Origin of the sequence: uncultured Zoogloea sp. (assembly GCF_937894855.1) — a bacterium.
GTDB lineage: Bacteria > Pseudomonadota > Gammaproteobacteria > Burkholderiales > Rhodocyclaceae > Zoogloea > Zoogloea oryzae.
This window is the reverse complement of record NZ_CALAYQ010000206.1, coordinates 21,619-32,877: the sequence shown is the minus strand read 5'-3', so window position 1 is coordinate 32,877 and position 11,259 is coordinate 21,619. Positions and strand designations below refer to the sequence as shown.

The following is an 11,259-nucleotide window of genomic DNA, read 5'->3' as shown; positions in this document are numbered from 1 at the left end:
GCGGCTGCCAGGACATCCTGATCGCCGTCACCGACGGTCTGAAGGGCATGGCCGATGCGCTGGCGGTGGCCTATCCCTGCAGCACGCTGCAGACCTGCATCGTGCACCTGCTGCGCAACAGCCTGAGCTACGCGGGCTACAGGGAGCGCAAGGCGCTTGCCGATGCCCTCAAGCCGATCTACCAGGCGGTGAGCGCCGAGGCGGCCGAAGCGGCGCTGGCGGATTTCGCCGACGGTGAATGGGGCCAGCGCTTCCCGACGGTGGCTGCGGCGTGGCGCCGGGCGTGGGAGGAAGTCATCCCGTTCTTCGCGTTTCCGCCCGAGGTGCGTCGGGTGATCTACACCACCAACGCCATCGAGAGCCTGAACGCGCGGGTGCGCAAGATCATCAAGACGCGGGGCCACTTCCCGACGGATGAAGCGGCCACCAAGCTGATCTGGCTGGCGCTGCGCAACATCACCGACGGATGGCGGGGAACGATGACATGCTGGAAAGGCGCCATGAACCAGTTCGCCATCCTGTACGGCGAGCGCTTCATTCCGGCGGTCACAAAATGAGAACCGTCGATTGATCCCGGCCATGGCCGGGATCAATCGAAATTCGCCTCGAACACAAAATTACTGACACTCCCCCGCTGCCCGCATCGGGGCGATTCGCGCCATGGTGCTTGCCGTGGATGACGCGGATGGGGGCGGGGAGCAGGTGGCGCAGACCAAACTGCCTGCAGGATCTTCGGGTGTGGGCAGGGTTCAACCCGGACTTGAACCGGCTCAACCCGGACTTGAACGAGTTCATCTTTGACTTGAACAACTTCACCCTGAACTTGAACCGCTTCAAGGTCGACTTGAACGTGTTCGGCCCGGACTTGAACCGGTTCATCTTTCAGTTGAACGAGTTCAAGTCCGGGCCGAACCAGTTCAGGTTTTCGCTGAACCCGTTCAAGTCGGACATGAACCCGTTCAAGTCCGAGGCAGACAGGTTCAAGTCCCGGACAAACACGCCGCCCCCAGCGGGGAGCCGGTTCATCCCGGGCTTGAACGTGCCATTCCCGTACCCCGGAAAGTCCGTCCCGGTGTAGGGTGCAGCCCCCTTGATCCTCGACACAATCTTTCTTCCCCACCGGCCTTACCCTTGGCCGGCTGGACTGCCTTTCGCCGGAGTTGCTGAAATGAAACGCCCGCTCGTCCTCCTCGCCGCCATCCCGCTGCTGCTGTGGGGCATCTTCGTGATGCCGGAGGTCATCGCCTCGGCCAAGGGGCCGTGGGACTGGCGCCATGCCCTCATCCCCGCCTCGGGCGTGCTCGCCCTGTGGTGGATGAGCGCCGGCATGGTGCTGGCTGCGCGCCTGCCGCGGGTCGAGCAGTTTTTCGGCGGGCTGGATCGCCTGTACCGCCTGCACAAGCACGTGGGCATCGGCGCCGGGGCGATCGTGCTTACCCACTGGATGCTCGAGTGGCTGCCGAAGAAGCTCGCCAAGGCCGGGCTCATCACCCGCCCGGCGCGGGGCCCGCGTCCGCCCAAGGGGCCGGAGGATTTCTGGATCGACATCGCCAAAGACGTGGGCGAATGGGCCGGCTACATCCTGCTGGCGATGGTGGTGATCGCGCTGCTCAGGCGCATCCCGTACCGCTACTTCCGCTGGGTGCACCGGCTGTTTCCGCTGGTCTTCATCGCCGGCGCCTTCCACGGCCTGATGCTGATGCCGGCCGGCTACTGGCTGCAGCCCCTGGGCTGGCTCACCGCCTTCATGGCCACCCTGGGCGTGGTGCCGGCGGTGATGGCGCTCACCGGGCGCATCGGCGTGCGCCGGCGGATGGGGGCAAAGGTCGAGGCCGTCACCTGTCACCCGGACGGGGTGCTGGAGATCGCCTGCCGCCCCGCGGGCACGTGGCCGGGCCATCAGTCCGGCCAGTGCGTGCTGGCGGATTTCGGCCCGGCGGGCGAGGGCGCCCATCCCTTCACCGTGGCCAGCGCCTGGAACCCGGCGGACGGCCGCATCACCCTCGCCATCAAGCCCCTGGGCGACTACACCCGCAGCCTGCCCGGGCGGGTGGCGGTGGGCCAGACGATCCGCCTCGAAGGGCCGTACGGGGGCTTCACGTTCGACGCCGCCCACGGCGAAGACAGTCAGGTGTGGGTGGCCGGCGGCATCGGCATCACCCCCTTCCTGGCCCGGCTGCAGGAGCTGGCCGCCCGGGGCGGCACCCGGGCACCGGTGGATTTCTTCTACAGCACTGCGGATGCCCGGCCGGGCTTTCCGCCAGACCTGCCGGCCCTGTGCGCCGCCGCCGGGGTGCGCCTGCACCGCCGCCACACCCAGCTACACGGCCCGCTGCCCGCCGACGAGGTGGCCGCCTGCCTCAAGCCCAGCCGCACCGTATGGTTCTGCGGCCCGGCCGCGTGGGGCGAAAGCCTCGCCGAGCACCTCACCACAGCCGGCCTGCTCAAGCCGGCGGGCTTTCATCGGGAGTTGTTCGAGTTTCGCTGAGGTATCCAGTGGTGGGGCACGCCTGCGTTTCTGACTGATACCCATCGGCGCTTTCGATGGGCTGCGCATGATGTATGTCATATGTTGATCAAGCATGGCTATGATAGGATCAACACGGGTGAATATTTTCACCAGCCTTGTGTGTTTAATCAGGATCGAACGTACGCGTTCTTTTCTCAGTAAGGATTCATGGTATGAAAATCAAAAAGACAGCCATCGCCTTTGCCCTGCTTGCGATTCAGGCCTTTTCAGCAAACGCCCAGGTCAACTTCGGCCCGGCCGGTAGCGGTCCCAATCCGTACACCGAGTGCGGCATCGGTGCAGCCCTGTTCAAGGATGTGCACTGGGCTGCCCTCACGTCCAACGTGATCTGGGATCTGGGTATCACCGCGATCACCTCCGCCACCGCCAGCCCGCAGACCTGTAACGCGCGCCAGATGAAGGCCGCCCTCTTCATCCGCGACACCTACGAGCAGCTCGCCGAGGAAACCGCCCGTGGTCAGGGCGAGCACCTGGCCACCGCACTCAACCTCTTCGAGTGCGACGGCGCCGTGCACGCCAGCGTGATCGGCGACACCCGCAAGTCGATGGGTGAAGCCGTTGCCGCGCCGGGCTATGCCAGCCAGCCGCGCCTCGAAAAGGCCGCCAGCCTCTACAAGGCGATCGAGTCGGCCGCTGCCCAGCGCTGCACGATCTAAGCTTCGCCAGCACCCTGCGCCGGCCGGGCATTCCGGCCGGCGCGTTTTTTTTTGCGCTCGATCTTCTTCCGGTGTCCTTCTTTCGCTACTTCCGGCTTCTTGCCATCGGTGCCTGTCTGCTTGCCGTGATCCCGCTCTCCGCCGGGGCGGCTGTAGATTCAGACCTTTCCAGCCTGGCCCGCCGTGATGGCTGGCTGCGTCTCGGGCATTACGTCCCCGATCCGGCGTCGCCCAGCGGTTTTCGCAGCGCCATCTTCAGCGATGCGTTCTTCCTCTCCCCGGAAGGCCGGACCAACCCCGAAGCCGAGCTTCGCGCAACGGTCGCCGCGATGGCTGCCGACGGTGGCGCCGAGGGCGACACCCATCCCCAGTGCCGCTTCCCCGCCCGGCGGCTGTGGCTCTCCCGCCAGCTGGGGGGCGATCTGCCCTTCCCCCGGCGCCCGTGCCCGACCTTCGACGCCTGGACCCGCAACGGGGCGGTACGCTCGGTGAGCATCGTGCTCGCCAACGGCTTTCTCGGAAACCCGGCGTCCTATTACGGGCACACCTTTCTCAAGCTCAATTTCGAGTCCGATCCCGCCCGCTCGAACCTGCAGGATCTGACCCTCAATTACGGCGCGATCGATACCTCCGGCGATGACCCCGTGAGCTACATCGTCAAGGGTGTCCTTGGCGGTTACGACGGGGGCTTCAGCGAGATCGGCTATTACTTCCACGAGAACAATTACGGCGAGAACGAACTGCGCGACCTGTGGGAATACCGGCTGACCCTGCCGCAGGAGCAGGTCGATCTCATCGTTGCCCATTCGTGGTAAGTGCTCAACAAGCGCTATCGCTACTACTTCTTCCGGGAGAACTGCGCGTTCCGCATGACCGAGATCGTCCAGGTGGTCGAGGGGCTGGAGCTGATCCCCCGCGACAGGCCGTGGACAGTGCCGCTGTCGGTGCTCCAGCAACTCCCCGAGGCCCGTTACCAGGGGCAGGCGATCATGGGGGCGGCCCTCTACCAGCCGTCACGCCAGACGCGCTTCTACCGGAGCTATCGCAGCCTGAACGGTGGCGAGCGGACGCTGCTGGGGGCCATCGTCGCCGAGGACGAGGCGCTCACCGGCGACGCCTTCACGGCGCTGCCGGTGGCGTCCCGCCACGCCGTGCTGGATGCCCTGATGGACTACTACCAGTTCATCGCCGATCCGAACGAGCGGGCGCGGGGTGTCGTCGATCCGCGCTATGCCCGGGCGCTGGCCACGCGCTACGCCACGCCTCCGGGTAGCCGGCCCGGCCTTGCTGATGTTCCCGAGCCGCCCCACGAGGGCCGCGCGCCGAGCTGGGTGCAGATCGGCGCTGCCAGCGGTGGCTGGGGGTTGCTCCGGCTCCGTCCGGCCTATTACGACCCGCTCGATTCGGACAGCAGCCACATCCCCAACGCGAGTCTGGCGATGGGAGACATTCAGCTGCTGTTCCGGTCGCAGGAAGTCCGCCTGCGCCGGCTCGATCTTCTGTCCATCGAGAGCGCGGCGCCCGGGGTGAGCGGCCTGCCGCGGGATCGCGGTTTTGCCTGGAAGCTGAAGTTCGGCGCCGATCAGGCTCGACTTGGGTGTGGGGACTGCCTCGTGCCGCGGCTGCAGGGCGACTTGGGGTTCGGGCGCCGGCTTGCCGAAGGAGTGTTCCTGGCGGGCTATGTGGGCGGCGCGCTGCAGCAGGATCGCCACCAGCAGGGCGCGGCGTTCGGGCGGGCGTCGGTCGATCTGCTGCTTCGCCCCCAAGGCGCATTCGGCCTGCGGCTTGGGGTTGAGCAGCGTGTCCCGGTTGACGCGCTGCAGACGTCTTACCGGGTCGCTCGCGCCGAGGCGCGCTACGCGATCGGAAAACAGGGCGACATCCGCATCCGCCACGAGTCCGACAAGACGAGCGAAACCAGCATTGGGGTCGGCTTTTACTGGTGATCCGGGTTGGCGGCGCACTGGTGCTGTGCGATAGAAGAAAAAGAGGGGGCGCCCCGGCCGGGGCGCCCCCTCTGCGTTTACCCCGCGAGAATCAGGCGAGGTCGAAGCGGTCGAGGTTCATCACCTTGGTCCAGGCGGCCACGAAGTCACGCACGAAGCGCGCCTTCGCGTCGTCGCTGGCGTATACCTCGGCCACGGCGCGCAGCTGCGCGTTGGAGCCGAACACCAGATCGACGACGGTGCCGGTCCATTTGAGCTCGCCGGTGGTCCGGTCGCGGCCTTCCAGCACGCCTTCGGTGGTGGCGGACTTCTGCCAGCGGGTGCCCATGTCGAGCAGATTCACGAAGAAATCGTTACTCAGGGTTTCGGGCCGGTGGGTGAAGACGCCGTGGGCCGAGTGCTCGAAGTTGGCGCCCAGGGCGCGCAGGCCGCCGATCAACACCGTCAGCTCGGGGGCGGTCAGGGTGAGGAGCTGGGCCTTGTCGATGAGCAGCTCGGCGGCGGCGCCTTCCAGGCCCTTGCGCACGTAGTTGCGGAAGCCGTCGGCGGCGGGCTCGAGCACGGCGAAGGAGGCCACGTCGGTCTGGTCCTGCGAGGCGTCCATCCGGCCGGGGGCGAAAGGCACGCTCACGTCGAAGCCGGCTTTCTTTGCGGCGGCTTCGATGGCGGCGCTGCCGCCCAGCACGATCAGGTCGGCCAGCGAGATCTTCTTGCCGCCGCCCTGGGCGGTGTTGAAGTCGGTCTGGATGCCCTCGAGGGTGGCGAGCACCCGGGCCAGCTCGGCGGGCTGATTGACCGCCCAGTCCTTCTGCGGGGCGAGGCGGATGCGTGCGCCGTTGGCGCCGCCGCGCTTGTCGCTGCCGCGGAAGGTGGAGGCCGAGGCCCAGGCGGTGGTGACCAGCTGGGAGATCGACAGCCCGGAGGCGAGCAGCCGGGCCTTGAGGGCGGCGATGTCGTCGGTGCCCACCAGCGGGTGATCGACGGCGGGGATCGGATCCTGCCAGATCAGGGGCTCCGAAGGCACCAGCGGGCCGAGGTAGCGGGCGATGGGGCCCATGTCCCGGTGGGTGAGCTTGAACCAGGCGCGGGCGAAGGCGTCGGCGAACTGGTCGGGGTTCTCGTGGAAGCGCCGGGAGATCTTCTCGTAGGCCGGATCGAAGCGCAGGGCGAGGTCGGTGGTGAGCATCGCCGGGGCGTGGCGTTTCGTCGGGTCGTGGGCGTCGGGCACGGTGTCGGCGCCCGCGCCTTCCTTCGGCTTCCATTGGTGGGCGCCGGCCGGGCTCTTTGTGAGCTCCCATTCGAAGCCGAAGAGGTTCGAGAAGAAGTTGTTGCTCCAGCGGGTGGGGGTGGTCGTCCAGGTGACTTCGAGCCCGCTGCTGATGGTGTCGCCGCCCTTGCCGCTGCCGTAGGTGCTGGCCCAGCCGAAGCCTTGCTGCTCGATTCCGGCGGCTTCGGGTTCGGGGCCGACGAGGCTGGCGTCACCGGCGCCGTGGGTCTTGCCGAAGGTGTGGCCACCGGCGATGAGGGCCACGGTCTCTTCGTCGTCCATCGCCATGCGGGCGAAGGTTTCGCGGATGTCGCGGGCGGCGGCGAGCGGGTCGGGGTTGCCGTTGGGGCCTTCCGGATTCACGTAGATGAGGCCCATCTGCACCGCGGCGAGGGGGTTCTCCAGGTCGCGGTCGCCGGTGTAGCGCTGGTCGTCGAGCCACTTGCGCTCGGCGCCCCAATAGACGTCCTCTTCGGGTTCCCAGATGTCCTCGCGGCCGCCGGCGAAGCCGAAGGTCTTGAAGCCCATGGATTCGAGGGCCACATTGCCGGTGAGGATCATCAGGTCGGCCCACGAGATGTTGCGGCCGTACTTCTGCTTGATCGGCCACAGCAGGCGGCGTGCCTTGTCGAGGTTGACGTTGTCGGGCCAGCTGTTGAGGGGTGCGAAGCGCTGGTTGCCGGTGCCCGCGCCGCCGCGACCGTCGCTGACCCGGTAGGTGCCGGCGCTGTGCCAGGCCATCCGCACGAAGAGCGGTCCGTAGTGGCCGAAGTCGGCGGGCCACCAATCCTGCGAGTCGGTCATCAGGGCGTGGAGATCCTTGATGAGGGCGTCCAGGTCGAGCTGCTTGAAGGCTTCGGCGTAGTTGAAGTCCGCGCCCATCGGGTCGGACTTGGCGGAATGTTGGTGGAGGATGCCGATCTTCAGCTGGTTGGGCCACCAGTCGGCATTCGATGGGGCACCCGCAACGGTGTGTTTGCGGACATCTCCCGCGAACGGGCATTTGGATTCGGTGGACATGGCGATCTCCTCGGCGTGTTGTAAGTCCGGTCAATCGTTGACCGTCACAGACACTCTAAGGTTTTGCCACCACGCTCACCAATTGCATTTGGCGATGGTGCCCATAGGGGCGGGCGGAGGGGAAGGACCACCGTGAAGAGGGGCGGGTCAAAAGCAAAAAGCCAACCCTTGCGGATTGGCTTTTTGCTTGTCTTGGCTCCTCGACCTGGGCTCGAACCAGGGACCTACGGATTAACAGTCCGGAGAAGCCTCGCCGTGGATTGGGTGTGCGGTCTGGATATCCAAGGGCTTGGGCGCGCCGTACGGTACGTGTGCAGTCGCTTTCGCGTGACCAGCGATGCACCAGATGGCAGGATTCACCCCCCGCGATGAACCGGCGAAGGGCTGCATGATCGGCCGGTGGAACTTGTCTACCTCCGCCTTCTGCCATTTGGCCGGAATGCTCGCCGGAATGTCCGAGTAGTCGATGGCCTCATCCGGCAGAGGTCAGAGCCTTCAATTCCGCAAACTGCGCTGGCGGGGCTTGTCACAGCCATTTCGAACAACGTCTCCTGCCCGGCCAGCCCAGGAGGCTCGCGATAGGAGCCCGGAGGCCATGCGAGGTAGCTCACTATCGAACGATAGGTTGGTACGGCTTTGCCCCTTCAAGTCAAGCGAGCGAACGTCCAGGTCCAGCCTTAAGTGATCTGATGGTTTGCTTCTTTTTTTTGGGGGGGCGAATGGCGGCCTCTGCGGCTAATGCTTATTGAGTAGGCAGTGTGGGATGGAGTTCCGCTAGCCCTCCATCCACCATCTGACGGAACATCGCAGTATGTCGTTCTTCCAGTAATCGTTGCCGCAAATACGATCCTCCAGCAAAGGCTGCGGCGACCGGCGATCCAGCCATCAACTCAGGTCCCGTGACTGCGTCATCCATGATGGTAGAAATGTCCCGCATGCAGGTAAGAAGAACCTCTCGTGTTGGCCACTGCGCGGACGCCCCATGTGGTAAGTAGAAGCCTGCGACCTGAAGGGCGTCGAAAAGCAGGTAGGGAATAAGCCCGTAAGGCGCCGTACCAGTCTCATGCAGGCCTTCTACATGAACGCCGAAGCGCTGAAGGAGATAGTACACAAACACCGCAACGGCATCCGCTGGTTCGAGAACTTCCAAAGCTAATTGCAAGCCATGGGCATCGGCTCGCAATTCTTCAAGCGCTATCAAGAGGGGGGAAGGCTCTCCACCGGGCGTGAAAAAATTGTCACGAATCTTTTCTTCTACTGAGTATCCAATGCAGTGCCCAGCTTCATGCAGAAAGTATTCATTCACGATAGCCTGATCGACGTTGCCAATCAGATGCAACGCGGCTTCAAGACCCTCAAAGCCAAACAGCGCCGCGTAGACAGGCTGGCGGCGCTCCCACAGACGCAGTGCCTTTGTCAAATCAACGATGTTTGCCGGCATGGGCGGCGTCCCTTCACTGGCTCTGAAGTGACTCATCTTGTAGAGGATGTCGGGTCTGGTCTCGAACTGCCCTGATCGCAGCCAAATGTCTGCTGCACGCAGCGAGCAGCGCATGTGGCCTTGCCAGCGATTATGGCGTTCAATTGCAGAATTCATACTCATCTCGGTGAGTACGCCCTTTTTGGAGGTTAGCCAGCGACCATCTAGTCGTCCGGGTTCGGGTCGCAGTGAGCCCTGAACACGGTAGCAACCAACCAACGAGAACCCGAGCACGCTGCCACTCATGGTGAGTAAGCCCCCGAATCAATAAGAGGAGCACAGAGAGCAAGGTCAAGAAACTCAATTGCCATTCGTTCCGATACCGCCAGGGACAAAAGGGCGTTATTGCTGCCACCGTGGCGAATCAGGATTTTGTCCACGGTATCAAGCGAGTCGCTCGATAGGTATGACAGTCCATGCTCTTGAAATCGCAGTTCAAGCGCTCGCAGCAAGGTGGCTAGGCTCGCCGGACTTTCAGACTGCTCCTGGAGAAGATGACTAAGTGCCTCGCTCCAAATCGTTACTTTGCAATCAAGCCATGCATCCGTATGTGTGGTGTGAAGTGTTCGGCATAGTCTTCCGATTGACATTACGTCATCATGTTCGAGTGTGCGACCTAGACAGGCGAGTGATGCATGCAACGCACTAGCTTGCAATTCGGCGGTTTGGTTGCCTGAGCGATCCACATGAGTTGAGGTTGGGATAGGCTGTCTACGGGTGACGAAATCATGTGGAGCGCGAATGTCTAGAAACTCATCGGTTCGTGCCTGCTCCAGTACTTGGTCAAGAGACGCAAGTAGATAACTGTATGCAAGGTATGCGCATCTAAACGCAGCAAGCTGTTCATCCGCAGAGACGATTAAATCGTTTTCAAACAACTGGGAAAGGCTGTCGGCGTGTCTCTGATCGACATCAAGACGCATGTGCGCGACCCACGTATCAAAGAATCCATTGAGGCTATAGGCGCGCTCCACGTCCCGGTAAAATGAAACGCAGTCATCAATAAAGACCGCAGTCGACTCTTGGAAGTAGGCAATCAACAGATGTCCGAGTGGATTTCGATCGGCGACCTGCATTGTATGCAATTCGAATGCTCGAGATCCTGGTAGCGGTACGTAGCGCTTAACATCTTCGTCGTGTATCGCGAGGCTAGGGTGCCGTACAAAATAGAAGGAGTCGACGTGCCAATACTCGTCAAACGTGTCCTTGAGAAATTGCGTCCGGAGGTTGCGGGTATAGGGCCGCGACGCGCAGCGCGCGGCTGAAGCGCCAGCAACCCGAGAAATGTGGTAATTGTGAATGACCCAGGCTAACAACTCGTTGCGGCTGGCCTTGCCCCGACGGAGACGTTCCCAAAGCGGGTGCGCGTAGTAGGCGGCGTACCATACGGACCGCAGCCGGTCAAAGCGACGTCTAAGTTCGCGCATCGAGCATGCTTCCATAGCGCCAACGCGGCGGAAGCAGCCCTGTGCGTCAAGCAGGGCAAGCAAACCTGCAAGTTCTGGGTCATCTTGGGGACACTGGATCGGATTTTCTCGCGTCAGGACGGACTGTAGGGTCCGCCCAGCGAGTGCGCCCCTCGGCAAGCGTACTTCCCAGTGCGCGAAGCGAATGCTGTCACCTGCATCGCCGTAAGTAACCTGCACCTCTGGGCGCAGCCACCCATACGTAATGGCTTCACCCATCGCCATGCTACCGAACGATAGAGGTGGCGGCTGTAGTCAGCACCTTGACCTCAGTGCCCTTGGGGACACGCAGCAGGTCTAGTAGCTGTTGGATTCGCTTTGGATCCTCATGAATATTGTCAATAGCACCCTCTATCGTGACCACCGTGGACTGATCGGCGCTGGGTTGGATCGCCAAAACGACTTTTGTTTCACTTGTCATTGAAAAATCTCCTTGGTCGGTTTTAAGGCCGCGAAGCTAGAAGGTGTACGACGTCCTTGTTAAAGTGTAAGAAATAATAACTTGTCATTAAAAGACCGGCGCGAACATCTGCTTTGGGTCGGCAGTGTGAGTTCACCGAATCGACAAGTTGTCCTTCAACGTAATTTTCGGCTGAACGGCAGGTGACCGGCGTATTGCTGACCGATTCTGGCCATCAGGCCCAAGGCAGGAATTGCCGAAGGGTCGTCCTGCCTAGATTGCTAGACTTTCAGAATCATGTCTTATCCTCTCTAGCTATTTGTAGTTCTCTTAATTGAAAATAGATCATGCTAAAGAACTTTCAAGTAAAATTTGTGGCAGAACTTGCGTGATGCGTATCTGGTTCCCGCTGCTCCTGAAAGAGGGTATCCCCGCGCCAGCGTTGCACCCAGCACTCGTGATGGTGCCGGGCTCGCTGGGGCGCATGGCTTGAG

7 protein-coding genes, 1 tRNA gene and 1 pseudogene are annotated in these 11,259 nt (G+C 62.9%); 5 read left to right on the top strand and 4 right to left on the bottom strand.

Annotated elements, in window-relative coordinates; translation table 11 throughout:
- The 5 genes and pseudogenes from Q0672_RS22205 to Q0672_RS22185 all read left to right on the top strand — a co-directional run.
- Positions 1 to 557 (top strand): transposase (locus Q0672_RS22205; RefSeq protein WP_298626088.1); only part of this gene is annotated, 557 nt, incomplete at its 5' end.
- A 179-nt stretch (positions 558 to 736) separates the two neighbouring features.
- Positions 737 to 1,078 (top strand): hypothetical protein, encoded by a 342-nt coding sequence (locus Q0672_RS22200; protein ID WP_298626085.1) that lies wholly within the window; start codon positions 737 to 739, stop codon positions 1,076 to 1,078.
- A gap of 90 nt (positions 1,079 to 1,168) precedes the next feature.
- Positions 1,169 to 2,488 (top strand): ferric reductase-like transmembrane domain-containing protein, encoded by a 1,320-nt coding sequence (locus Q0672_RS22195; protein WP_298626083.1) that lies wholly within the window; start codon positions 1,169 to 1,171, stop codon positions 2,486 to 2,488.
- Between the two features lie 194 nt (positions 2,489 to 2,682).
- Positions 2,683 to 3,186: a DUF3015 family protein gene (locus Q0672_RS22190; RefSeq protein ID WP_298626079.1), complete on the top strand. Its 504-nt coding sequence runs from the start codon at positions 2,683 to 2,685 to the stop codon at positions 3,184 to 3,186.
- A gap of 329 nt (positions 3,187 to 3,515) precedes the next feature.
- Positions 3,516 to 5,132 (top strand): annotated as a pseudogene (locus Q0672_RS22185) (DUF4105 domain-containing protein).
- Positions 5,133 to 5,223: 91 nt separating this feature from the next.
- On the opposite strand, the gene katG reads toward Q0672_RS22185, so the two are convergent.
- The 4 genes from katG to Q0672_RS22165 form a co-directional block, all read right to left on the bottom strand.
- A complete protein-coding gene (gene katG, locus Q0672_RS22180) occupies positions 5,224 to 7,419 on the bottom strand; it encodes a catalase/peroxidase HPI (protein ID WP_298626076.1) in 2,196 nt (731 codons plus the stop codon).
- A 193-nt stretch (positions 7,420 to 7,612) separates the two neighbouring features.
- A tRNA-Asn gene (locus Q0672_RS22175) sits at positions 7,613 to 7,707 on the bottom strand.
- A gap of 454 nt (positions 7,708 to 8,161) precedes the next feature.
- A complete protein-coding gene (locus tag Q0672_RS22170; RefSeq protein WP_298626073.1) occupies positions 8,162 to 9,016 on the bottom strand; it encodes a hypothetical protein in 855 nt (284 codons plus the stop codon).
- Between the two features lie 125 nt (positions 9,017 to 9,141).
- On the bottom strand, positions 9,142 to 10,584 hold the full coding sequence (locus Q0672_RS22165; RefSeq protein WP_298626070.1) for a hypothetical protein: 1,443 nt from the start codon (positions 10,582 to 10,584) through the stop codon (positions 9,142 to 9,144).
- Positions 10,585 to 11,259 lie beyond the last annotated feature (675 nt).

Coding starts and splice junctions, on each gene's coding strand:
- Q0672_RS22190 (WP_298626079.1), top strand. CDS start 2,683: ATGAAAATCAAAAAGACAGCCATCGCCTTTGCCCTGCTTGCGATTCAG.
- Q0672_RS22165 (WP_298626070.1), bottom strand. CDS start 10,584: ATGGGTGAAGCCATTACGTATGGGTGGCTGCGCCCAGAGGTGCAGGTT.
- katG (WP_298626076.1), bottom strand. CDS start 7,419: ATGTCCACCGAATCCAAATGCCCGTTCGCGGGAGATGTCCGCAAACAC.
- Q0672_RS22195 (WP_298626083.1), top strand. CDS start 1,169: ATGAAACGCCCGCTCGTCCTCCTCGCCGCCATCCCGCTGCTGCTGTGG.
- Q0672_RS22170 (WP_298626073.1), bottom strand. CDS start 9,016: ATGAATTCTGCAATTGAACGCCATAATCGCTGGCAAGGCCACATGCGC.